General features: G+C 61.5%; 19 protein-coding genes and 1 pseudogene. 8 read left to right on the top strand and 12 right to left on the bottom strand.

Annotated features, from left to right (window positions below):
• Positions 1 to 132 precede the first annotated feature (132 nt).
• The 9 genes and pseudogenes from AABA48_RS13700 to AABA48_RS13660 all read right to left on the bottom strand — a co-directional run.
• A pseudogene (locus AABA48_RS13700) lies at positions 133 to 765 on the bottom strand (chemotaxis protein CheB); the annotation flags it as partial.
• A 418-nt stretch (positions 766 to 1,183) separates the two neighbouring features.
• The gene (locus AABA48_RS13695) at positions 1,184 to 1,681 is read right to left on the bottom strand and encodes a ferritin family protein (protein ID WP_286350916.1); all 498 of its coding nucleotides are present in this window, start codon (positions 1,679 to 1,681) and stop codon (positions 1,184 to 1,186) included.
• Positions 1,682 to 1,769: 88 nt separating this feature from the next.
• On the bottom strand, positions 1,770 to 2,537 hold the full coding sequence (locus AABA48_RS13690; protein WP_338270664.1) for a tRNA threonylcarbamoyladenosine dehydratase: 768 nt from the start codon (positions 2,535 to 2,537) through the stop codon (positions 1,770 to 1,772).
• 27 nt (positions 2,538 to 2,564) lie between these two features.
• Complete coding sequence (locus AABA48_RS13685; protein ID WP_286352536.1) at positions 2,565 to 3,332, bottom strand: TatD family hydrolase; 768 nt, start codon at positions 3,330 to 3,332, stop codon at positions 2,565 to 2,567.
• A 36-nt stretch (positions 3,333 to 3,368) separates the two neighbouring features.
• Positions 3,369 to 4,916 carry a uroporphyrinogen-III C-methyltransferase gene (gene cobA / locus AABA48_RS13680; protein ID WP_338270663.1) on the bottom strand — a complete coding sequence of 516 codons (1,548 nt, stop codon included), beginning with the start codon at positions 4,914 to 4,916 and terminating at the stop codon, positions 3,369 to 3,371.
• A gap of 117 nt (positions 4,917 to 5,033) precedes the next feature.
• The gene (gene hemC / locus AABA48_RS13675; protein WP_338270662.1) at positions 5,034 to 5,990 is read right to left on the bottom strand and encodes a hydroxymethylbilane synthase; all 957 of its coding nucleotides are present in this window, start codon (positions 5,988 to 5,990) and stop codon (positions 5,034 to 5,036) included.
• Positions 5,991 to 6,048: 58 nt separating this feature from the next.
• Positions 6,049 to 7,353, bottom strand: a complete 1,305-nt coding sequence (gene hemA / locus AABA48_RS13670; protein ID WP_010943895.1) for a glutamyl-tRNA reductase — start codon at positions 7,351 to 7,353, stop codon at positions 6,049 to 6,051.
• An 18-nt stretch (positions 7,354 to 7,371) separates the two neighbouring features.
• Positions 7,372 to 8,187: a c-type cytochrome biogenesis protein CcsB gene (gene ccsB, locus AABA48_RS13665; RefSeq protein WP_286350911.1), complete on the bottom strand. Its 816-nt coding sequence runs from the start codon at positions 8,185 to 8,187 to the stop codon at positions 7,372 to 7,374.
• On the bottom strand, positions 8,184 to 8,858 hold the full coding sequence (locus AABA48_RS13660) for a precorrin-2 dehydrogenase/sirohydrochlorin ferrochelatase family protein (RefSeq protein WP_338270661.1): 675 nt from the start codon (positions 8,856 to 8,858) through the stop codon (positions 8,184 to 8,186). The genes ccsB and AABA48_RS13660 overlap by 4 nt, the downstream gene beginning before the upstream one ends.
• 205 nt (positions 8,859 to 9,063) lie before the next feature.
• On the opposite strand from AABA48_RS13660, the gene trxA reads away from it, so the two are divergent.
• Together trxA and AABA48_RS13650 are read left to right on the top strand one after the other, a co-directional pair.
• Positions 9,064 to 9,393 carry a thioredoxin TrxA gene (gene trxA, locus AABA48_RS13655; RefSeq protein WP_010943892.1) on the top strand — a complete coding sequence of 110 codons (330 nt, stop codon included), beginning with the start codon at positions 9,064 to 9,066 and terminating at the stop codon, positions 9,391 to 9,393.
• Positions 9,394 to 9,413: 20 nt separating this feature from the next.
• Positions 9,414 to 9,929 carry a TlpA family protein disulfide reductase gene (locus AABA48_RS13650; protein WP_286350909.1) on the top strand — a complete coding sequence of 172 codons (516 nt, stop codon included), beginning with the start codon at positions 9,414 to 9,416 and terminating at the stop codon, positions 9,927 to 9,929.
• A 76-nt stretch (positions 9,930 to 10,005) separates the two neighbouring features.
• Here the strand turns inward: AABA48_RS13650 and uvrC are convergent, their stop codons facing one another.
• Positions 10,006 to 11,847, bottom strand: a complete 1,842-nt coding sequence (gene uvrC, locus AABA48_RS13645; protein ID WP_338271295.1) for an excinuclease ABC subunit UvrC — start codon at positions 11,845 to 11,847, stop codon at positions 10,006 to 10,008.
• A gap of 195 nt (positions 11,848 to 12,042) precedes the next feature.
• Between uvrC and bamD the strand changes: the two genes are divergently transcribed.
• Together bamD and AABA48_RS13635 are read left to right on the top strand one after the other, a co-directional pair.
• A complete protein-coding gene (bamD, locus tag AABA48_RS13640) occupies positions 12,043 to 14,751 on the top strand; it encodes an outer membrane protein assembly factor BamD (RefSeq protein ID WP_338270660.1) in 2,709 nt (902 codons plus the stop codon).
• 1 nt (position 14,752) lies between these two features.
• Positions 14,753 to 15,460, top strand: a complete 708-nt coding sequence (locus AABA48_RS13635) for a LysM peptidoglycan-binding domain-containing protein (RefSeq protein WP_338270659.1) — start codon at positions 14,753 to 14,755, stop codon at positions 15,458 to 15,460.
• A gap of 98 nt (positions 15,461 to 15,558) precedes the next feature.
• Here AABA48_RS13635 and AABA48_RS13630 read toward each other — a convergent pair whose 3' ends face one another.
• Together AABA48_RS13630 and AABA48_RS13625 are read right to left on the bottom strand one after the other, a co-directional pair.
• Complete coding sequence (locus tag AABA48_RS13630; RefSeq protein ID WP_338270658.1) at positions 15,559 to 17,211, bottom strand: LysM peptidoglycan-binding domain-containing protein; 1,653 nt, start codon at positions 17,209 to 17,211, stop codon at positions 15,559 to 15,561.
• A gap of 31 nt (positions 17,212 to 17,242) precedes the next feature.
• Positions 17,243 to 18,502: a hypothetical protein gene (locus AABA48_RS13625; RefSeq protein ID WP_324309083.1), complete on the bottom strand. Its 1,260-nt coding sequence runs from the start codon at positions 18,500 to 18,502 to the stop codon at positions 17,243 to 17,245.
• Between the two features lie 170 nt (positions 18,503 to 18,672).
• On the opposite strand from AABA48_RS13625, the gene AABA48_RS13620 reads away from it, so the two are divergent.
• From AABA48_RS13620 to AABA48_RS13605, 4 genes are all read left to right on the top strand, one after another.
• Complete coding sequence (locus AABA48_RS13620) at positions 18,673 to 19,161, top strand: cytochrome C (RefSeq protein ID WP_338270657.1); 489 nt, start codon at positions 18,673 to 18,675, stop codon at positions 19,159 to 19,161.
• Between the two features lie 18 nt (positions 19,162 to 19,179).
• Positions 19,180 to 19,854: a DUF3793 family protein gene (locus tag AABA48_RS13615; protein WP_286350903.1), complete on the top strand. Its 675-nt coding sequence runs from the start codon at positions 19,180 to 19,182 to the stop codon at positions 19,852 to 19,854.
• Between the two features lie 34 nt (positions 19,855 to 19,888).
• Positions 19,889 to 20,230 carry a DUF2325 domain-containing protein gene (locus AABA48_RS13610; RefSeq protein WP_286350902.1) on the top strand — a complete coding sequence of 114 codons (342 nt, stop codon included), beginning with the start codon at positions 19,889 to 19,891 and terminating at the stop codon, positions 20,228 to 20,230.
• Between the two features lie 181 nt (positions 20,231 to 20,411).
• Positions 20,412 to 21,821, top strand: coding sequence for a carbohydrate porin (locus AABA48_RS13605; RefSeq protein ID WP_286350901.1), 1,410 nt, complete (start codon positions 20,412 to 20,414; stop codon positions 21,819 to 21,821).
• Positions 21,822 to 21,906 lie beyond the last annotated feature (85 nt).

The raw sequence follows: 21,906 nt of genomic DNA, 5'->3' as shown, positions 1-21,906 counted from the left end.
GCCGCCGGGTCGCGGAAAAAAGCTGGTCACACAGATCAAAAGTTCATTGAAGAGGAGTTCCACCTCCTGGGAATTCTCCTGCAGATAGCGGACGTACGCAGCGATCCGGTCGATCTGGTGAATCCCCATGCGCCGCTCGATCCGTCGGTACATGGTGGTCTTCTTGTACAGGGAGAAGTCGTGGCCGGTCTTGGCCCGCAACAGGATGAGGACTTTCTCCAGGGCGCTCTGGTCCTTCTCCTCCAGGGGGCGCTCGGTCCCGGTGAGGACGCGGGCGTGCCGGAGATACTCGATGATCTTGGCCGGCAGCTCCTCCGCCGGGGCCACCAGGTCGGCCAGCCCGGCATCGATGGCGCTGCGGGGCATGCTGTCGAACCTGGCCGAGGCAGGCTCCTGCACCAGCACCACTCCCGCGTTCTCCTTGATTGCCCGCAGCCCCATGGTGCCGTCCGAGCCCATGCCGGAAAGGATGACGCCGATGCTGCGCTCCTGCTGGTCTTCGGCCAGGGAACGGAGGAAGAAATCGATAGGAAGGCGCAGGCCGCGGGGCGCCGTCGGCTCGAACAGGTGCAGCACCCCGTGGAGAATGGACATGTCCTTGTTGGGGGGGATCACATAGACGCAGTCCGGCTTGACCCGCATCCGGTCCCTGGCCTGAAAGACCGCCATTCCGGTAGTGCGCTGGAGCAGTTCGGGCAGGATCCCCTTGTGGGCCGGGTCCAGGTGCTGGACTATGATAAAGGCCATGCCGCACCCTTGCGGCACGTGCCGCAGGAACTGTTCCAGCGCTTCCAGCCCGCCGGCGGAGGCGCCTATGCCGACAATGGGGAGGGGGGGCTTGACCTGACAGCGAGTTTTGTGCTGGAGCCGTGGAGGGTTCTTTCTCAGAGGGCTTTGATGGGGATTGTTTTTTCATGGGACGTAGTATAACAGCAGTTAGTCGGGCCGCCATCAAATATACAATATACGGAGTCATGGTGGCAACAACTGCCGCACCCAGCCGGTAATGGGGGATACCCTGGCCGAGAGCAGGATGAGGGGGCCGCTCTCTGCGTTTCCCCCTCACTCTGGTCACCCCCTCGGGAAGAGGGGGCTGTTGTGTTGTCTTCACGGAAGATGGGCGCTGGCCGGGAAAGGTAGAGGCTTCTCCGTTCCTGTGGCATCCCGGCTGCCGTTCACGGGACTATTCCCGCACGTACGTGTCCTGGTCCGATTCGTGGACCATGGTCATAACGTGCCGATACTCCTCCTCGATCAGCACCAGATGCTTTTCCGTCTCCTTGATGACCTGTTGGAAGATTCCCTTGACCAAGGGATCGATAATGTCCTTGGCAAGGACGGTGTACTGGTCGATGCAGGCCTTTTCCTCTTTCAGGGCGATTTCGAGCGCTTTCTGCTCGTGGGTTTCTTCGTCGATGGCCTTCACGAGCGCCATGTAGGTCGGATTCTTGGTGTCGACCGGCTGGGCCATGTAGACGGTGATGTCGCCGAAATCGCCCCCCTTGTAGTGGTCGAAGAATGCCTTGAGGTGGCCGACTTCTTCATTGGCGAGCAGGTCGAAGACTTTTTTTGCCCGCTCATTCTTGGTAACAGTCGCTGCCTTGCGGTAGAAGTCCATGCTGTCCTTTTCACCCTTGATTGCCAGCTTAAGAGCTTCCTGTACCGAATATTCCTTGCCCATGAAGTATTCCTCCTTTCATCCCATCATATCGATTGTGTAAACACAGTATAGCGGCACTTGTGCGCCGTTCAACCGGTCAACGCAATTTTCAACGGGGCTCCAGCAGGTCGTTCACCACGACGCCGGCCATGGTGAGGCCGAATATGCTGGGAATGAAGGAGATGCTGCCGAGGATCGTCCGGCGGTGCTCACAGGAGAAGCGCTGTTCCTCTTTATTGGGGCAGATGCAGTCGGATCTGCACCCGGCATCAGGCATGGCCTGTTCGCGATACTCTTCGGTGGAGTAGACCACTTTGACGCCGTTTGTGATCCCCTGCTTGCGGAGGAGCTTTCGCACCACCTTGGCCATGCGGCAGGTGCTCGTCTGGGCGATGTCAGCCACGCGAATCCGAGCCGGGTCGAGCTTGTTGGCGGCCCCCATGCTTGAGACGATGGGCAGCCCCCGCTCCTTGCAGCTTCTGATCAGGTGGAGCTTGCTCGTGATGTGGTCAATGGCGTCCACCACGTAGTCATGACCCCCCGAGAGGAGGAAGTCGCTGTTCCCCGCCTCGTAGAAGTCCTTGTGCGGGACGATGTCCGCCCGGGGATTGATGAGGCGGAGGCGTTCGGCCATGACCTGCACCTTGGCGCGCCCCACGGTCCCGTCCAGGGCGTGGAGCTGCCGGTTGACGTTGGTGAGGCAGATGTCGTCGAAATCGACAAGGACCAGCCGACCGACTCCGGCGCGGCAGAGGGCCTCTGCCGCGAAGCTGCCGACTCCGCCGAGGCCGAACACGGCAACAGTCGAGCCGTGCAGCCGCTGAAGCCCTTCGGGGCCGATCAGGATCTCGGTGCGTGAAAAACGGTGAAGGGACATGGGGGACCTCGGTGTCAGGGCAATGGGTTATATTGTGTCGATCCGGCGGAAGAGCCAGAGGGCGTTTCGGGTAGTCTGGGCGGCGAGTTCCCGGATGGTCGTTCCCCGGAGCTCAGCCACCCGCTGGGCCGTCTCCGGGAGGAATGCCGGCTCGTTGGGGCATCCGTGCCGGGAGTTGGGCGTCATGTCGGGGGCATCGGTCTCCAGAAGTAGCCGGTCCGCCGGAATGATGCGTGCGATTTCCGGTGAGCGGACCGCGTTTGGGCGTGTCACCACCCCTGAAACGGCAATGTGGAGTCCGAGTTTCAGGCACTCTGCCATGATTTCGGCGCTCCCGGAAAAGGCGTGCATCACGCCGCCGATGCGGCAGATATTCTCTTCGCGCAGGATGGCAAGCAGGTCGGTAAAAGCGCGGCGACAGTGAATCTGAACGGGAACGCCGGCCTCCGCTGCCACGCGGAGCTGTGCCCTGAAGGCCGCCTGTTGAACGGGGCGGGGAACGGCGCAGAGGTAGTCGAGGCCGATTTCACCGACGGCAACGGCATCACGCGCCAGTTCCGCGAGCCGGGCGAGGGTCTGGTCGTCGGCCCGGTCCGCGTACATGGGATGGATGCCGAAGGCGGCGAAGACACAGGAGTACCTGTGGGGCAGGAGGGCGATCTCATCCCATCCCTCAGGGGTAACGCCGGGGATGATGATCCGGTCGACGCCGGCATGGCGAGCCGAAGCCAGGACCTCGTCGAGGCGCCCTCGCAGGGGCGGGGCGTCCAGGTGGCAATGGGTGTCGGTGAGCAAGGGCTCCATTCAACTCTACTGCCCCGTGAACGTGGCTCAGGCAGGTGCCGCGACGTGGCGGACCATCTCGGCGGCGAGGGCCGCCAGGGTGTACTCCTGCGGCTCGATATGGACCTGCAGTCCCAGTTCGCGGCAACTGCGGGAGGTGATGGGCCCGATGGAGGCTATGGTTACCCCTTCCAGCAGGTGGAGCATTCTGTTCTCGCCAAGGATGGCCGCCAGGTTCTGCACGGTGGACGAGGAGGTAAATGTTACGCAGTGAACGCGCCGGGCCTCCAGTTCCTCGACAACGCCGGCCGGGAGCGCCTCGGGCGTGGCGTTGCGGTAGGCGATCGGCGCCTCGACATGGGAGCCGAAGGCTGCAAGGCCCGTGGGGATCACGTCCCGCGCCCGGTCCCCTTTGGGAAACAGGACCCGCTTGCCGGCCAACGGTACGTCGCGAAGCGCCTCGATAACCCCTTCCCCTTTATAGTCTGCGGCCACCAGGTCGGGCCGGATTCCGTAGGGCGCAAGGGCTTCGGCCGTTTTCGGGCCCACGACGCAGATCCGGCAGGCTCCCAGGGCGCGCGAGTCACGGCCCGCGGCGTCCAGCCGCTGAAAGAAGAAGCGAACCGCGTTGAATGAGGTGAAGATGGCCCAGTCAAAGGTATCGATGCGGCTGATGGCGCTGTCGAGGTCATCCCAGCTCTCGGGTGGCACGATGGCGATGGTGGGACACTCAAGCACCCGTGCGCCCAGGGAACGGAGCATGACGCTGAATTCGCCCGCTTGGTCGGCGGCGCGGGTGACCATGATACTGCGACCGAAAAGGGGCCGGTTGTCGAACCAGCGAAGCGTTTTCCTCAGCCGGACCACCTCGCCCACAACGGTTATGGCCGGTGCCTTGAACCCTGTGCGGCGGACCTTGTCGGCGATGTCGGCCAGCGTTCCCACCAGAACTTCCTGCTCCGGTCGGGTTCCCCAGCGGACGAGGGCCACCGGGGTGTCGGCGCGCCGGCCGTGGGTCATGAGGTTCTCCGTAATGTGCGGGAGACTCTTCACTCCCATGTAGAACACAACGGTGCCGCTGCCGAGTGACAGCCCTTCCCAGTCGATGTCCGAAGATTCCTTGCCCGGGCTCTCGTGTCCCGTGACAAAGGCGACCGATGTGGTGACGTTACGGTGGGTGAGGGGGATGCCGGCGTAGGCCGCAGCCCCGATTCCCGCGGTCACTCCCGGCACTACCTCGAAGGGTACGCCGGCGGTGACCAGGGCCTCGCACTCCTCGCCGCCCCGGCCGAAGACGAAGGGGTCGCCTCCCTTGAGGCGCGCCACGATGCGTCCCTCAAGCGCCTTGCGGACCAGGAGCTCATTGATCTGCCACTGGGCCCGGTTGTGCTGACCCCCCACCTTGCCGGCATAAATGAGTTCCGCATCGGGACGGGCGAAGGAGAGGAGCTCGTTGTTGGCCAGATAGTCGTAAATGACCACATCGGCCCGCGCGATGCATTCCCGGCCCCGAACCGTGATGAGGCCCGGGTCGCCGGGGCCGGCGCCGATGAGGTAGACAAGGCAATTGTTACGGGACGCTGTGGACATGGTCATTGTGCAAAAAAGCCGACCACAGGGGGCACAGAGAATTTCGGAGGAAGAAGGTCCGGGCAGGTTTCCTCTGAATCCCTCCATGCCCCTGTGGCCGGAGACGGTGAAGCGGATGGACGATTAAACCGGGATTTCCTTCTCCCGGGACACTTCCCGCTGGTAGACCTCGGCGAGAATCTCGTGCCCGCCGTCGGCGAGGAGCTTCTCGGCCAGGGCGATGCCGAGCTTCTCGCACTCGGTCACCGGCCCCGACATGCTCTCCTTGACGGAACGGGTGCCATCCACGGAGGCGATGAAGCCGGTCAGGACGAGGGAATCTCCGCTCACCTGGCCGTGGGCGGCAATGGGAACCTGGCATCCTCCTTCGCAGCGCCAGAGCAGTGCCCGCTCGGCCCGTACCGCGTGGGCGGTGTCCGGGTGGTTGAAAAAGTCGATGGTTTCCCGGACGGCCTGGTCGTCGAGGCGGCACTCCAGGCCCAGGGCGCCCTGGCCGATGGCCGGCAGGGAGAGATCAACGGGCAGATATTCGGTTACCACGTCGGTGAATCCGAGGCGCTTGAGGCCTGCGGCAGCCAGGATGACGGCGTCCAGCTTGTCCTCGGTGAGCTTCCGGATACGCGTCTCCACGTTGCCGCGGATTATTACCATTTCGAGGTCGGGACGGACCTTGAGGAGCTGGGCCTGGCGGCGCAGCGCCGATGTACCGATTTTCGCCCCCTGGGGCAGATTGGCGAAGGTCACGCCGTTGGAAATGAAAGCATCACGAGGGTCTTCACGCTCGGTGATGCAGACCAGTCCGAGGCCTTCGGGAAACTCGGTCGGCACGTCCTTCATGCTGTGCACGGCGATGTCGATTTCGCCCCTCAGCATCGCCTCCTCGATCTCTTTCACGAAGAGTCCTTTGCCACCCACCTGGGCCAGGGGGACGTCAAGGATCTTGTCGCCGATGGTCTTGATCTTGACCAGCTCGACCTCCATGCCGGGGTAGCGTTTTTCCAGCTCGGACTTGACCCAATTGGCCTGCCAGAGAGCGAGCTGGCTCGCCCGGGTTCCGATTCTGAGGCGGTTAAGTGCCATAGGTTTCCGGTCTCCTTACTGTCTCGTTAATGGGGTAGAACATACATGCAGCAGCGGGTCACTCCTCAAGCTCCAGGCTTCCTTCGGGCTCCGGAAGCTCCGTCTGGAGATCGAAGAGGGTGCGCAGGGCGTCCACATAAAGATCGGTTCGCCCCCCCTGGCCGGTTCGCTTGAGAGTGGCGGTGGGAGGGTGGAGGAGCTTGTTGACGATGGCGGCAGTGAGTGCCTCCAGCCGCTTAGCCCCGTCGGGGGGCAGGTCTTTCCAGGCCGAGAGGGTCTTTTCCAGTTCGGCCCGACGGACATCCTCGAATTTGGAGCGCAGGGCCACGATGGTCGGCGTGACCTCAAGGCTTGATATCCATTTGTAGAACTGGCCGATCTCCTCCTCGATGATGCCTTCCGCCTTTTTGGCTTCCTCGGCCCGTTGCTGGAGGTTGGAGGCGACCACATTCTGGAGATCGTCCATGTCGTAGAGATAGACGTTCTCCACGTCGTTCACCTTGGGGTCGATATCCCGGGGAACGGCGATGTCTATGAAAAACATGGGCTTCATCTTACGGCGGCGAATCACCTCGTCGATGTCCTTGGGCCGGATGATGTAGTGGGTGGCGCCCGTGGAGGAGAGGACGATGTCCGCCTTGTGGAGCTGGTCGAAGAGATCCTCGAAGTGGATCGCTTTTCCCTCGAACTCTTCGGCGAGCCGTTCGGCCCGCTCGTAGGTCCGGTTGGTGACCATGACGCCGCGCGCACCGTTGTTCAGGAAGTGTTTCGCCGCCAGTTCGCACATTTCACCGGCACCGATGAGCATGACGGTCTTGTCGGAAAGGTCGCCGAATATCTTGCGGGCCAGCTCCACGGCGGCAAATGAGACCGAAACGGCCGACGAGGCGATCTTCGTCTCGGTACGGACCCGTTTGGCCACGGAAAATGCCTTGTGCAGGAAGCGGTTGAGGATGATGCCCGAAGTCCTGAACTCCGCGGCGTAACCGTAGGCGGTCTTGATCTGGCCGAGAATCTGGGGTTCGCCCACGACCATGGAGTCAAGGCTTGCCGCTACCCGGAACACGTGACGAATGGCCGCCTCCCCGTGATGACTGTACAGGTGGGGCTCAAGAACCTCGACGGGGACACCGTGATAGTCGCCCAGGAAGCGTTTGAGCCGTGCCATGCCGCCGGCTACGTCTCGGGTCGACGCGTAGAGCTCGACCCGGTTACAGGTGGAGACGATTACCGCCTCGGCGATGTCGTCGATGGCGATGAGCATCCGCAGGGGCTTTTCCATCTGGGTCGGGGCAAAAGCGATTTTCTCGCGAATTTCCACGGAGGCTGTCTTGTGCGAGAGCCCCACCACAACAATGTTCATATCAGTATGCCTCTTTTCTCACGTGTAGCTGTGCAGCCCCGACATGAAAAGGTTCACGCCGAGAAAGGTAAAGAGGAGCACGAAAAAACCGATGATGGCGAGCCACGCCGCCTTTTTGCCGCGCCAGCCGGTGGTGAGCCGGCCGTGGAGGAGTGCAGCGTAGACGAACCACGTAATGAGGGACCAGGTTTCCTTCGGGTCCCAGCTCCAGTAAGTGCCCCATGCGCTTTCCGCCCAGATGGCGCCGCTGATGATCGCGAAGGTAAGGAGTGGAAAGCCGAGGGTGAGGCAGCGGTAGTTGATTTCATCGAGCACGTCCAGGGAGGGAAGCTTCTGGTAGAGTGCGCCGAGCTTCTTGCTCTTGAGAAAATGCTCCTGGATCAGGTACATGATGGCGGCGCCGAAGGCTACCGCGAACGCTGCGTAGCTCAGGAACGCCATGACCGTATGGACGGCGAGCCAGCGGCTCTTGAGAGCCGGATTGAGCGGCGAGATGGCCGAGGGGAAGCCGGTGGAGCCGATCAGGATCAAGAGCACGAGGGGGGTAACGAAGGAGCCGAGGATGATGGTGCGGTACTTGCGCTCAAAGATCAGGTAGACCCCAGCGATCGCCAAGCCGAAAAAGGAGAGCGATTCGTGCAGGTTGGTAATCGGCGTGTAGCCCGCCTCGATATAGCGGTCCACGGTATAGACGGCATGGACCGCGAATCCGCCGGTCAGTACCCATCGGGAGATCTTGCCGAGTACCTCTCGCGGTTTGACGAGAAACGCGAGATAGGCGACGGTCGCAGCAAGGTAGAGCAGTAGTGTTGCGACGAAAAGAACGGCGTTCATGGGGAGTCCTTTCTCCCGAATCCCAGGTTTTCCAGGGTGAAGTCGGGACCGGCGATGCGTGCGAGGGTTCGGTCCAGTTCCTCGAAGTTCCGCGATCTGACCATTTCAGGCAGCGGTGCGGCGGACAGGTCGTGCAAAATGTGCTTATTGTATGCGGCGTTTTTTGACGCAGTCAACAGCTTTTCACGAATCGCGCCAAGTATGAGTAGGGTTTCAGCATATTCCTGGCCGATGATTTCGGCAATATCATCCCGGACTCGTGCTGCGAAGCCGGGAGCGCCCCCGCCGGTGGAGACTGCAATAACCAGATCGCCTCGTCTGAGGACGGCCGGGCTGGTAAAGCTCCCCCGTTCGGGATCGTCGGTGACGTCAACGGGAATCCCCCTGTTATGGGCCTCCTCGGCCACTGCCCGGTTAACAGCCGGATCGTCGGTAGCGGCATAGGCCAGGACCGACCCAGCCAGATCGCCGTCGGCATAGGGTCGCTGCGCCAGGCAGATCGCGCCTTCATCGGCCAGCTTCATCAACTGTTCATCAAGCCGGGGGGCAACGACCGTCACCCGGGCACCGGCCTCCAGCAGCGAGAGGCACTTGCGCCTGGCGACCCCTCCGCCGCCCACAATAGTAACGGGGCGACCGGATACGTTAATGTTGATGGGGAGGAATGTCATGAGTTTGTTTCCCTGGTGCCAATAAAATGCACCGCAGTGGTCCTGGTGTAGCAGATTTCACCGCTTTTGCCAAGGGCGACGCACTTGCCGGAAACGGCACCCGGTGGAGGGAATCGCGACGATTGCGACCGATTTCCTCCTTGATGTTTTGAAGTTGCTCGGCTATATTCTAAAAATACTATTCTTTTCGGCAAAGGAGGCTTTCATGGCCAGCGACAAAGTCCTCACATTCAGTGACGATACCTTCGATAGCGAGGTGCTCAAGTCGCCCGTTCCGGTTCTCGTTGATTTTTGGGCCACCTGGTGCGCCCCCTGCAAGGCCATCGCTCCAGTCATCGATGCCATTGCCGACGAATTTGACGGAAAAGTGAAGGTCGGCAAGGTTAATGTTGATGATAACCCTGGAACTCCGGGCAAGTACGGCGTGCGCGGCATCCCCACCGTTATCCTCTTCAAGGAGGGCAAGGTCGTGGATCAGGTCGTCGGGGCCGTGCCCAAAGCCCAACTTGAAGCGCTTATCAAAAAAGCGCTGTAATCGGCACAAGAGGGAGTCTTATGAAGGTTACCGGTATCCTTGGGGTCGTCGCAGCAGCGGCCTTCGTTATCGTGAGCGGATTCACATCGCCGTCCTTCGCCCTGCCCAAAAAGGGTGAGCCGGCTCCTCCTCTCAAGGTGGTAAGCACTTCCGGCCAGCCCATCAGCCTGGCCAATTACAAGGGCTATGTGCTGGTGGTCGACTTTTTCGCCACCTGGTGCCCCCCTTGCCGAGATGCCATCCCTCACCTGGTAACCCTCAATCGCAAATACGGCAAGCAGGGTCTCCAGATTCTCGGACTCTCTCTCGACGAGGGTGACGAGAAGGGGGTCAAGGATTTCATCGCCAGCAAGCGGATCAACTATCCCGTTGCCCTGGCATCCGGTGACATCCAAACCGACTACGGGCTCCGGTCATTGCCGACGGTGTACGTCATCGACAAGAAGGGTAACGTGGCGGAAAAGTTCATGGGCGGTTCCGATGAGACCCTGAGAAAAATGGAAGACCTGGTGAAGAAGCTGCTGGCTGAGAAGTAAGGCGCTTCGATTCACGCTGTCCGCATACAAGGCGGCTTCCCGCACGGGGGGCCGCCTTCTGTTTTCAGTGTCTGCGTCATGGCGCCTCGGGCTCTTCGCCGCGAAGGGACTTCCAGATGGTATCCGCCAGGGCGGGGGAGACGGAGGGGACGGCGGCAAGCTGTTCTCGGTCCGCCTCGCGCAGTGCCCTGATGCTGCCGAAATGTTTCAGCAGTTCACGTTTGCGCTTTTCACCAATGCCGGGAATGCCTTCCAGGATCGATCGGATCGAGCCTTTGCCGCGCAGTTTCTGGTGATAGGTTATGGCGAAACGATGAGCTTCGTCCCGGATTCGTGCCAGGAGCAGAAGCGGTGCACCGTTCTGCCGGAGCACCACCGGGTTGCGGCGGCCGGGGAGAAAGACCCGTTCGTCGCTCCGGACCACCTCATTATCGGGCATATTTCGTTCTACCCTGCTTTTTGCCAAGGAGACGGCATCGATGCCGTGAAGCCCCAGTTCCTCCAGGATTGCGGTCAGCACATTCAACTGCCCCATTCCCCCGTCAATCACAATGAGGTCCGGCCGATCGACCCCGCCGTGTCCGTCCCTGAAGCGCCGGGAAAGAACTTCGTGCATCATGGCGAAGTCGTCGGTGCCGGGAACGGTCCGTATCCGGTAGCGGCGGTATCCCGCCTTGTCCGGAGCGCCATTCTGAAACCGGACCCTGCTTCCCACGGAATAGCGGCCCTGGATGGTGGAGATGTCGTAGCATTCAATCCGTCGGGGGAGATTGGCCAGGTGGAGCTTCTCCTTGAGCTCCCCGAGGACCTGCTCCATGCCGGAGTCCTTTTCCCGCTTTTCACGCAGGTACGCCTCGGCATTTCTCGCCGCCAGCCTTACCAGTTCTGCCTTGGTCCCTCGCACGGGGTGGCGGAGAACGGTCTTTTTGCCCCGCCGTTCCGTTAGCAGTTCGCCGAGGGGGTCCGTGTCGTCCACGGTGAAGGGGATGAGGATTTCATCAGGGATGACGACATCCCTGTTGAAGTAGCCGGACAGGAACGACGAGAGTCCTTCGGCGTCATCCATTTCCCAGTCCAGGAGGTAATTGCGGCTCCCCATGAGGCGGCCGCCGCGGTAGAAGAGGATCGAGACGGAAAGATCTGTGGCGTCGCGAAAGAATCCGACCACGTCAGTGTCGCCGTCGCCGGCCACCATCTTCTGTTTCTCCACGGTGACCTCGATGGCGCGGATCAAGTCCCTGTAGCGGGCGGCGTCCTCATACCGTTCATCCGCTGCTGCCGCGGCCATGCGCTGCCGGTAGAGGCGGGTCAGGTCGCTGTTTTTTCCTGCAAGGAACAAGGCCGCGCCTTCTGCCAGCGATTGGTAATCTTCGCCCGAGATGAGCCCGTGGCAGGGGGCGGCGCACTGCCTGAGCTGGTAAAAGAGGCAGGGGCGCCTGCGGCGGCGGCAGGTCTCCAGCGGGTAGTGGCGGAGTGGAAAGAGCTTGTACAACTGCTTGAGGACCTCCCGCGCGGCAGAAGCAGAGGAATAGGGGCCGAAGTAGCGGGCTCCGTCCCTGGCCGGCCGTCTCACGATGGTCAGGCGGGGAAACTCCTCGTTCATGTCGAGTCGGAGGGAAAAGTAGGTTTTGTCGTCCCGCAGGTCCAGATTGTACCGGGGGCGATGTTCCTTGATAAGGGTATTCTCGAGGAGGAGGGCTTCCTTCTCCGTGTCGGTGACGATCACGTCGATGTCGGCGACCCGTCCCACCAGGAACCGGATATGGTAGCGTGACTCTCCCCCCTTGCTGAAATAGGAGCGGACCCGTTTGCGGAGGTTCTTGGCCTTCCCCACGTACAGAACGTCCCCGCCGTTTCCCTTCATGAGGTAGACACCCGGGGCATCAGGGAGGGTTGTCAGTCGCTTGGTGTCGAACATGAATGCCAGTATAGCGGCAGGCAGCAGTTTTGGGAAGGCGAAGCCATCCTCAGGCAACAGTCGATTCGTTGGCCCGTTTATCGCGTAATTACGGGGGTTCGCGCCGGTATTCCCCGTTGACAAGCCACGGTTATGATGCTATGTAACTGAACTGATTACTTACACTCCCCGCAAGCCACTGGAAAGGTTAAGCCCGTGAATTTTATGAAATCCTTCCGCACTACCTTTGTCAGGTGCCTTGCCGGATATCTCATAATCGCGTCGCTTCTTACCTCCCCAGCCTTTGCCGTCACCTCTGAAGACTCACAGATATTCATCGCCGGCTTCAACGCCTATCAAAAGAAGGACTACCAAGCAGCCATCGACCGGATGAAGGCGGTCCTCGACAAGTATCCCGATACGCCGCTGCGCGACATGGCCATTTTCTGGCTTGCCCGGGCAAGTTTCAAAGCTGGGTACGAGCGGGATGCCGCCCGCTATATGTCGCAGTTTTTCAAGGAATACCCCGACAGTCCTCTCAAGGGGACCGTGGAGGACGATCTCCTCAGCCTCGTAACACGTTACGACAAGGGGGAGCAACTCCCGGCAATGGCTCGACGTGGAGCCGAGACGCCGGTATCGGAGCCTTCGGTTGTCCGCCAGGCCCTGGCTGAAAAGACCGCCGCTGCCCGCCAGGCTGCTGAGCAGGCTGCCCAGAAAGCGGCGGGCGTTACTGCCGGCGCTGCCACCACAGCTGTCGAGGCGGTAGGCGCCGCCACTGCTACCGCTACCACTGCGAGTCAAGCTGCCGCTCGGAAGGCGGCTGAGGAGAAAGCGGCAGCCGAGCGCCTTGCCGCAGAGCAGGCTGCCCGCGAACGGGTGGAGGCTGAGAGGCTTGCCGCCCAGAAGGCCGCTCAGGAAAAGGCGGCTGCCGAGCGTCGTGCCGCAGAGCAGGCTGCCCGCGAGAAAGCCGAAGCTGAGCGGGTTGCCGCCCAGAAGGCAGCAGAAGAGAGGGTGGTTGCCGAGCGTCGTGCCGCAGAGCAGGCTGCCCGCGAGAGAGCCGAAGCTGAGCGGGTTGCCGCCCAGAAGGCAGCAGAAGAGAAGACGGTTGCCGAGCGTCGTGCCGCAGAATTGAGAGCAGCGGAGCAGGCGGCGGCAGCCAAGGTCGAAGCCGAGCGCGTGGCCGCCGACCAGGCCCGGCGCGACAGGGAGGCTGCCGAACGCCTGGCTGCCGAGAAGGCTGCCCGCCAGAAGGAAGAGACTGAACAGTCCGCCGTTCGCCGCGCCGAGGAACAGAAGCGGGCCGCTCTGCGCGAGAAGGCCGTTGCCGAGTATAAATCGCTCATCGACCGCTTCCCGGGGACCCGGGCCGCCGCTGCTGCTGCCGCCAAGCTCGCGGAGATGGGAATCACCCATGTCGCGCCAAGTCCGGCCGTTGCCGCTGCCCCTCCGGCACTCCCCGAAAAGAATGCCCAGATTCTCACGCTGGAAGTGGGGCAGTTCGCCGATGCCGATCTGATGATTCAAGCCCCGGCCCAGGGCCTTGAGGCCGGAAAACGCCACGAGATCCCCTTTGAAGTGGTCAACCGGGGCAACGGAACCGACAGCTTCTATCTTGAATCGGGTTTCCCCTCCGAATTCGGAGCCCAGTTCGCCGATGCCGGCCGGAAGGAGATGCCGATCAATCTGACACCTTCCCTGGCGCCGGGGGAACGATTCCGGGGGATACTCTCCATTGCGGTGCCTCGCGAAGCTATTGACGGACAGAAGCTCGTCTATCCGATCAAGGTCGCTTCGCGGCTCGACCGCGAGGCCTCCCAGGCGCGGGACATCTTCCTGACCGCATCGGCTCCGCTCCTGCGGGCAGTGGTCAAGACGGACAAGAATCAGGTGCTTCCCGGGGACAAGGTCTCCTATCGGGTTGTGCTCCTCAATATCGGTACCGCCGCTGCCCAGGGAGTGGCGCTTCGCTTGAACTACCCGCCTCAGTATGAGCCGGTGGGCTTTGGCGAGGCTGGGTTCAAGCAGGAAATGAAGGCGGCTCTCGTTCTGGACGGAATGCGGCTTGTCTCCGGCGAGAGCCGGGAGTTCGAGGTGACGTTCCAGCTCAAGGATGAGGCCATTGCACGTCAGGAACTCTTCCTGCGCGCCGACTTGGTCAACAGCGAGCTGCAGACTCGCGATTCGTTCATCTCTGCGGCGGCAGTGGTCAAACCGGTAAGCGGGGTGGCCGTCAGGACCGCCAGCGAGAAGCTTGTGGTGATTCCGGGCCAGCAGGTTTCGATACCTCTGGTGGTTACCAACACCGGCAACCAGCGCGAGGATGTTATCATCAAGCCCAATCTTCCGCCGAACGTGGCCTATACCGTCTACCAGGACCTGAACCGCGACGGCATTCGGCAGAACAACGAGCCGATCATCAACCACGTGGGCCCCCTCGCGCCCAAGGAAGAATCGTACGTGATCCTCGATCTGTCCACTCCCTTCTCGGAGAGCGACGGGACTGCCGCCACAGTGTCCCTGGCCTTCGTGCCGGAGACCGACCAGGCCCGGGGTGCTCTTGCCTCGCTGCGCCTCCTCTACTCACGGCCGGTGGTGGACCTGGTTATGAGCGGCAAGGGAGGACGCCTGAAGCCGGGCGAGGTTTCCTCATTCGAGCTGAACTTCACGAACCGCGGTTCAAACATGGCCAAGAGTGTCGAGCTCCAGAGCACCATGCCCAAGGACCTGGAGCTGGTGGCGTCCGATCCTTCGTTCGCCCGGAATGCCAACGGCGACTATCTCTGGACCTTCGACGAACTGGGCGCCAGCGAGAAACGCACCATCAAGGTAACGTTCCGCGTCCGTTCGGGCACGGCCGTGGGGACGAGCATCCAGGTCAAGAATGTCCTGAAGTATCAAGACCAGTTGGGGAACAGGTACTGATATGAAGAGCGCACTCAGGGTTGTTTCCGCCTCCCTCGTCCTCTCCATGGCCTCCCTGGCGGCCGGCGGGGAATACCTTCTCTATGCGCCCGGGGCTTCGGAGGGGAGCCGTCCTTCGGGTCCGGACGAGGGGGTGCTCGTCAAGAGCATTACCGTCCAGAAGGGGGATACCCTGTATTCCCTCTCCCGCAAGTACAACGGTAAGGGCGGGTACTATCCCCAGATACTTCTCTTCAACGAAATCAAGAACCCCGACCTTATCTACGCCGGCAACAAACTCATGGTGCCGGTGGCCCCGGCCGGTCCGAAAGCGGTGTTCAGCCAACAGCCCTCCGCTGTTCCGGCCGCCGCGGCAAAAAAAGAGCCAGCTGTTCGCCCCGCCCGGGAAAAGGTTGCGCCGGGCGCGGCCCACCGGGAGGCAAAGCGGGAGTCTGCTGTGACCACATCCGCACGCACGCCGGAGCCAGCGGCCGCCGCCCCTCCCGCGCCTTCGCGGCCTGCTGCGGAAGCGTCCCGATCTCAAACGGTTAAGGCGGACGATAACGAGCACTCTCTCTACGAGAAAGGAGTGAGCGCATACAAGTCGGGAGCCTATTCACAGTCCGTTGAGCTGTTCGAGCGCTTTCTGGCCCGTTATCCGTCCTCTCCACTGGTCCCCGATGCAACACTCTATCGTGCGGACGCCTTCCTCAAGATGGCTGGTCAGTAAGCTTCAACCACTCAACCGATCGGCAGACGGTTCATATGCAAAGAGGGGGGTGTCCCGACGGAGACACCCCCCTCTTTGCATATTCCGCCTCTATGCTGCTAGCGTTCCCATTGCAATAATTCTGCGAATGCCGGGTCCACGGGGTGATCGATGATCAGCATGCGGCCGCTAACCGGTCCCAGCCGCGTCACCCTGAACCCCAGCGCCGATACGGTATAACGGCCATGGGTGAAATCATGGCGGCCGAAGGAGTGGGGATAGCGCAGAGCCGTGAGGATCCTGTCCGCGACGGTGGCGAAGTCGTCTTTGCCTCCCAGTTGGATGATGCCGTAGCCTTCCAGCTGCAGCAGGCGAAAGAGTGTGTAGTTGTAGGAGTCATTGTCGTTACAGCTCAGGATGAACTTCTTCCCGTCGTTTTCAAAATATCCTTCCACGCGGATGCTGAACCGGCTCTCCGCATTCTCCCCCATGGAGCCCGATACAATCCGGTTGCGGTCAAGCTTCACGGCCAGGACATCAAGCAATTGGACGGCCAACTCGCACGGGGTCGTGCCGGTCACGCTCCTCAACTCGTAGCCCGGTACCGACGGCGGCTGCGGAGCGACATCGCAGAATTCCACACTGTTGATCCCGTTATCGGCAAGGGTCGAGATGAGTGCTGCAGGGAGGCAGGACCCGTTACGTTCAAGAAAGAGAAACACATTTTCCGGTCCACGCGTGGCAGCTGCCGGCAGCCTGGTTATTCGGTAGTCGGCCTTGACCGTGAGCTGGGGATCGGAGCCTATTGTGACGACGGCGTCTTCTTCCACGTGGGCAAATTCCGCAGTGCGCAGCAGGGCGGTGAAAAAATCGCGTTCACTGCCGGCTCCGCGCGAGACCAGCCTGATGTCGGGATGTTTTTCAGCCAAGGCGCTTTTGTCGCGGGGGAGCAGGGTCCCTTTCATGTCGACCAGTATCTTTCCACCGTCAGCGGCGAGAAGAAGGGGGAATTCCTCTGGCGGGAGCACCCTGCCGTTGAGCGTGATGGGTTCCACCCTTCCCTGGCCGGGGACGAGGCTCTGCCACAGGGTGATGAGCCTCCGGCTGAAAGAGGAGGGCGCCGAAACGACGACCGGTGCCGGGGAGATCGGTGGTGCTGCTTCAGCGGGGCGCGTTGCCGGCGCCGGCTCGGGCCGGGGGGGCACGGGAGCGGCGGCTTCAGTGACAGGGGGCGCTGCCTGCTCGGACGGTGGAGTCGGGGAGGGCGCCACAGCAGCCTGGGCCGACGGCTCCGGAGGGGCGGGCGTCGCGGCTACGGCGGGTTCGGCCGGCTTTCGGCGTTCATCGGTCTCCTGAGCGCGTCCGTTAGTGCGCGGTCCCGCAAGGGGGATGAGGATGGTCTGTCCAACCGAAAGACTGGTGATGCTCCGCAGGTTGTTGATCCTCTGGATTTCAGGGATGAGCGCTTCCGCCGCCGCATTTGAAAGGCCGTATTCCCGCATCAGTATCTTGAAGATGAAGTCACCCGGCTTAACGGTATAACGGGAAACACCCCCCTTCGTTTCGGCATGGGTGGTGTCGCGCTTGGTTTCGGCAGACGCGGCCGGGGCGGGTGCCTTGCGCTTGGGGGTGCGCTTGGCCGGGGCAACGGTCTGCAGGTCTTTCACATCGAGTTCGAACGAGGTGGCGGAGGCTGACGCCGGGGCGCCAATGGCCATGAGCAGAAGAGCGGCACGAAGCAACGGGACCCGGTAGAAATGGCATGTGTTCATGTGGTTCCTCGGAGAGCGGATGGCGGGGCCATCAGGGGAAATAGACTACAAACGCCCTGATGGAGCCTTTGGGCGCTGTCCGGTAGATCAGTATCCTGGCCCCGGCCGTGGTCGTACCCTTTTCCACGTGGAAAGAGCCTTTGGTTTCCTTCTCGTTGATTGAGAACTGCCGTACCCGGGTCATTTGCTCAAGGGCTCCGCGCATGAATGATTCGGGGATTCCGACACCGCTGCGGTCGATGGATTGGATCGCCTTGACGACTCCTGCCTCGCGGTAGACCTTGAACTCGGTGCGTGCGCCCAGGTATCGTTCCCATCCGGGATTTTTTTCGCCATACGTGCGGTCGGGGTTCTGGCGGGGGATGAAGGGGGGCAGTCCGGACATGCCGGCCGGTGGAGTCTGGGCGGGAGCGATCGCCGGAGTCCCCGGAGGCAATGTCTCCGGGGCGGGTGCCGGCGGCGGAGACGCTGCCTTCTGCTGCGCTGTGCCGGAAGCCGCAGGTTTAATCTCGGTAACCGGGGTATTCGTGCGGCGCGCTGTGGAGCTTGTGCCAAGCGAGACGACGAGATAGATGACCGCTGCCGCGACAATCAGCACCGCTGTCCCGATAGCGACCGGTCTGACAGTGGACCGGTAGGCGCCGGACCGACTGCGGACGGGTTTTTCCTGTGGCACGCCTTCATGGGCAGGTTCAGCCTGCCTGCCAAGGGCGACTTGCTCCTCGATCTCGGCCAGAGGTACGGGGGGAGGGGTTTCTTTTATGACACTTTTCAATTTCTGGTCAAAGGGGGATGGTTCCGCTGGTTCAGGAGCCGGTGGAACATGGTCGGCCGTCTGCGTCGCCTGGGATGGGGTGGCGGCCTCCTCGCCGGTCGCCGGTTCCTCCTCCGTTTCGGCCCCTGCCTCCGTCACTGCCGGTTCGTCTTGCGAGTGCATGGCGCCGGCAATGAGACCGATAATGGCGGCGGAGAGGATCACATCCGCCTGAGTGAGGTCCAGGCAGGAGTCGATTATGCCTGGCACCGGTGCGCACTCGGCCGCATCGCCGAACAGAACGATCGTCGGCCGCCCGTTCGTTTGGCCCGAGATCAGGTGCCGTGCGAGAATTTCGCCCGAAAGTCCCGACAGATGGTTCTGGATGAAGAGGAAGTCAGGGGAAGATTCGGCCATCTCCTCGGTGCCCTGGTTCAGGGTCCGACACATCCTGAAGTGAATCTGAGAAGACTCCTTCGTGAAGCTGAAGAGTCCTTCTAGCCGAGCTTGATCGGCAATGAGTAGGATTGTGACCACGTGTCCCCCGCTTTCCCTGAAGCTGGCCGTATTCTAAGAAACCGGCGTCGGAGAATCAACACTTTAATACATCATGGAAATGCGGCTGCCTCCCTGTAGGCACAGTTGGAGACGTTCCGGGGCGCCGACTGCAAAAAAACATTGACAACATATCCTTGGCCTTGATAAAAATGAAAAACATTTTCAAGATCAATAAGGAGTTTAATGTGCAAAAAACAACTATTTTTTCGCTTGGTATGAGCCTTTTGGTTGCGGCTTCCGCATGGGGTGGCGAGGTGACCTATCGCAAGGACATCAAGCCGATCTTCGATGTCAGGTGTGCAGGCTGCCATGGCGCGGATGCTGCCCCCGAATACCACGCCTTCAAGGCCGAGAAGAAAAAATGGCTTGCCAAGGGGCAGGGGATGCGGATGGACACATACAGCCACCTGGTTTTTTATACGGCGTGGCCTGACACCGGCGCCCTCATGCGCAGGCTTGACGACGGCAAAAACAGCAAGGATGCCAAGCCGGGGAATATGTACCGGTATCTCGGTGCCACCGAGGAAGAGCGGCAAAGAAACCTCGCGGTTTTCAAGGCGTGGGTCGGAGGCTGGAATCTCAAAAAATGGCCCGACATTACCAAGGAAGAGCTTAACGCTATCACGGTCACGTACTGACGAGGGAAAGGGGTTGCCATGGGGCAGATGATTTCGGAAATGCGGCACGGTGTCCGGCGGCCGGTTTGGCACGATCTGGCGGAACGGTTCGATGAGCCCCGGGAGTGTCTGGCGTCGTTTCTCGCGCTGGAAGCGGCTGAGGTGCTTGCGGGCGAAAAGCCCGCCAACCTGATCGGTATCGCCAACCGTACCCGTGCATGCGGCCGCAACCTTTACACCCTCTGGAAGCAGTGGGGGGCGATGGTGCTGGGCGAGAGCGGCCTTGCCGTCCGGGAGTTGTCCGACCGTGGGGATTCATTGTTGCTGCTTCTTTATCGCCCGGAAGCCCTTGAGGCGCTGCTGCGCCGCCCCAGTGCTTCAGCAGTGCTGGCGCGGGCGGGATACGGTGCTGCAACCGGGCTTGATGAGGTGCTGACGGAACTGTCGACTCGCATTGACGGTGGCCGATTCCCTCATGAGGTCGGGGTGTTTCTAGGCTATCCCCTTAAAGATGTGGCGGCATTCATGGGGTTGGTGAGGATTCCGTTCGCCTGCCAGGGGCCGTGGAAGATATTCGGCGATCCCGGGGAGAGTCTGCGCCTTGCCGAAGTCTTTCGCTGTTGCCGGGCGCGGATGGCGGAACGCTTGAACAGTTGCACGTCGGCGCTCGATTGTCTGGCGGACGGGTCCCTACGCTCAGTCATCGCTTTTTGATGAAATTGAAACTCATAATTTCGGAGGTAAGGCCATGTGCATTGCGGTGATCGGCGGCATGGACCGCCTGGAGAAACACTATCGGGAAGAGGCGGTCCGTTCAGGGGTGGAGCTGCGTATGTTCTCCCAGTCGGTACACAATATCGCCGTCAAATTGAAGCGCTTCGATGCCTTGGTCATCTTCACCAACAAGGTGTCCCACCGGGCGAAGAACGAGGCCTTGGCCGCAGCAAAGCAAAACGGTATTCCAGTCTTTATGCACCATTCGTGTGGTGTCTGCACGCTCAGGGATTGCCTGAGTTGTCTTGCCGCCACGGTTGCCAATGCCGGGGAATCGGATCGACCGGACATTGGTCGGCGGAAAACCCATTTCTGACAACAGTTTTTTGTGAAAAGCGACGCACGCGAAAACCGTGGTCGGTCATGGTCTTGCGGTAGCGGTCTGCCTGCCGTCGACAGCGTTCAGCCAATCATTGAAAATGGAAATCATTATTATTTGCGGTCGGTGTAGCATAAGGCGCTATCTCGCGACCAGAGGGACACAACAAGGAGGGGACATGCGGAACGTGAAGAAGGTGTTGGTGGTGGGTCTCGCGCTGCTCGGGAGTCTGGTCGTCGGCTCCACGGGAGCCCAGGCGCGCAATCCGGAATTTGCTCTTCCCGAGAAGGTCGAGGTAAAGCACAAGGCCTGCCAGGAGATCTTACGGCTTGCGGCCACGTATCAGGTGGAGGGGTTGTTCTCAAAGGAATTCGAGGCGGGCCAGGTGTGCTACACCCGCACGGACCTGGCGGTGGTGCTGGAGCTGCTGACCGAGAAACTGGCGGAGAAAGTGGTGAAGGAAGGCTCGGCCGCCGTGGCCAAGGAAGACCTGGTGCTCCTGGCGGAGCTCCAGGACGAACTGCGCGGGGAAATGCTCCTGGCACGCACCCGTACCTTCCAGCAGCGCCGGGAGGGTCTCGGCACCAGGCTCACCGCCATCACCAAGAACATCTCCCTCAGCGGGGGACTGGTGGGGGTCCTCCAAGGCTCCATCGGCAATGAGCCCTCCGACCACGTGGACGTGGTCGGCAGGGGAGACCTGGTCTTCAGTTTCAAGGTGGGTGAGAACACCATCGCGGTGATCGACGTGGAGGCGACCGGCGGCGACGGCATCGACACCAGGGTGCCCAGCTTCTCGCTGCTGAACGCCGTGGCCGGCAGCACCGGTGATACGGTCCGCTTCCGCGAAGCATGGGTAGAGCATGCGGCGTTCGATGAACGCCTGATCCTAACCGCCGGCAAGATCGACCTGACCAACTACTTCGACGCCAACGGCGTGGCAAACGACGAGAACAGCCAGTTTCTGGCCGGAGCCTTCGTGAACTCGGCGGTTCTGGGTGCCCCCGGAAACGGGCCGGGAGCAAGGCTCCAGGCAAAGCTGGGAGAGTCGCTCACCTTCGGGCTCGGCTACGGCAGCGGCGACACCGACACGGAGGACGTGTTCTCGCACGGCTACGGCATAGCCGCGCTGGACTACACGATCAAGGTCGGCGAACTGGAAGGGACCTACCGCGTTTACGGCAGTCTGGACGGGGCGCGTGCCGATGGCGAGGTTAAACTGAAGGATAAAAACGCCTTCGGGTTCGGGATCAGCGCTGACCAGCAGGTGACCGACAAGCTCACCCTGTTCGTACGCTACGGCCAGCGTGACGAGGATGTCTACGCCACAAAGATGGCCTGGAGCTTCGGCGGTCAGTACGCCGGGCTGCTGCCCGGGCGCAAGGACGATGTCCTCGGCGTTGCCTACGGGCAGGTGAAGGCCGTGGGCGCGGACAACCAGGAAAAGCTGGCGGAGCTCTACTACAAGGTCCAGGTGAGCGAGCAGATCAGCATCGCGCCTGTGGTTCAGTACCTGATCGATCCCCTGGGGGACAGCAGCAGGGACGACGTGGTGGCCCTGGGTCTGCGCTCGCTGATCAGTTTCTAGACGGTATATTCTGCAACGCTGGCAGGGGGCAGCGAATCACGTCCCTAGCGGGATGTTCACGACAGGAGTTCCCATGATGCCCCTG

Source organism: Geobacter sp. 60473, assembly GCF_036323535.1.
Lineage (GTDB): Bacteria > Desulfobacterota > Desulfuromonadia > Geobacterales > Geobacteraceae > Geobacter > Geobacter sulfurreducens.
Note: the sequence above shows the minus strand (reverse complement) of the source record. Positions and strands in the feature narration are given on the sequence as shown.

Excerpts from the sequence above, each read along its gene's own strand:
- AABA48_RS13635 (WP_338270659.1), top strand. The coding sequence starts at position 14,753 with ATGAAGAGCGCACTCAGGGTTGTTTCCGCCTCCCTCGTCCTCTCCATG.
- AABA48_RS13695 (WP_286350916.1), bottom strand. The coding sequence starts at position 1,681 with ATGGGCAAGGAATATTCGGTACAGGAAGCTCTTAAGCTGGCAATCAAG.
- hemC (WP_338270662.1), bottom strand. The coding sequence starts at position 5,990 with ATGGCACTTAACCGCCTCAGAATCGGAACCCGGGCGAGCCAGCTCGCT.
- AABA48_RS13620 (WP_338270657.1), top strand. The coding sequence starts at position 18,673 with ATGAAAAACATTTTCAAGATCAATAAGGAGTTTAATGTGCAAAAAACA.
- AABA48_RS13650 (WP_286350909.1), top strand. The coding sequence starts at position 9,414 with ATGAAGGTTACCGGTATCCTTGGGGTCGTCGCAGCAGCGGCCTTCGTT.
- AABA48_RS13660 (WP_338270661.1), bottom strand. The coding sequence starts at position 8,858 with ATGACATTCCTCCCCATCAACATTAACGTATCCGGTCGCCCCGTTACT.
- uvrC (WP_338271295.1), bottom strand. The coding sequence starts at position 11,847 with ATGTTCGACACCAAGCGACTGACAACCCTCCCTGATGCCCCGGGTGTC.
- AABA48_RS13690 (WP_338270664.1), bottom strand. The coding sequence starts at position 2,537 with ATGTCCCTTCACCGTTTTTCACGCACCGAGATCCTGATCGGCCCCGAA.
- trxA (WP_010943892.1), top strand. The coding sequence starts at position 9,064 with ATGGCCAGCGACAAAGTCCTCACATTCAGTGACGATACCTTCGATAGC.
- hemA (WP_010943895.1), bottom strand. The coding sequence starts at position 7,353 with ATGAACATTGTTGTGGTGGGGCTCTCGCACAAGACAGCCTCCGTGGAA.
- cobA (WP_338270663.1), bottom strand. The coding sequence starts at position 4,916 with ATGACCATGTCCACAGCGTCCCGTAACAATTGCCTTGTCTACCTCATC.
- ccsB (WP_286350911.1), bottom strand. The coding sequence starts at position 8,187 with ATGAACGCCGTTCTTTTCGTCGCAACACTACTGCTCTACCTTGCTGCG.
- AABA48_RS13605 (WP_286350901.1), top strand. The coding sequence starts at position 20,412 with ATGCGGAACGTGAAGAAGGTGTTGGTGGTGGGTCTCGCGCTGCTCGGG.
- AABA48_RS13610 (WP_286350902.1), top strand. The coding sequence starts at position 19,889 with ATGTGCATTGCGGTGATCGGCGGCATGGACCGCCTGGAGAAACACTAT.
- AABA48_RS13630 (WP_338270658.1), bottom strand. The coding sequence starts at position 17,211 with ATGAACACATGCCATTTCTACCGGGTCCCGTTGCTTCGTGCCGCTCTT.
- AABA48_RS13615 (WP_286350903.1), top strand. The coding sequence starts at position 19,180 with ATGGGGCAGATGATTTCGGAAATGCGGCACGGTGTCCGGCGGCCGGTT.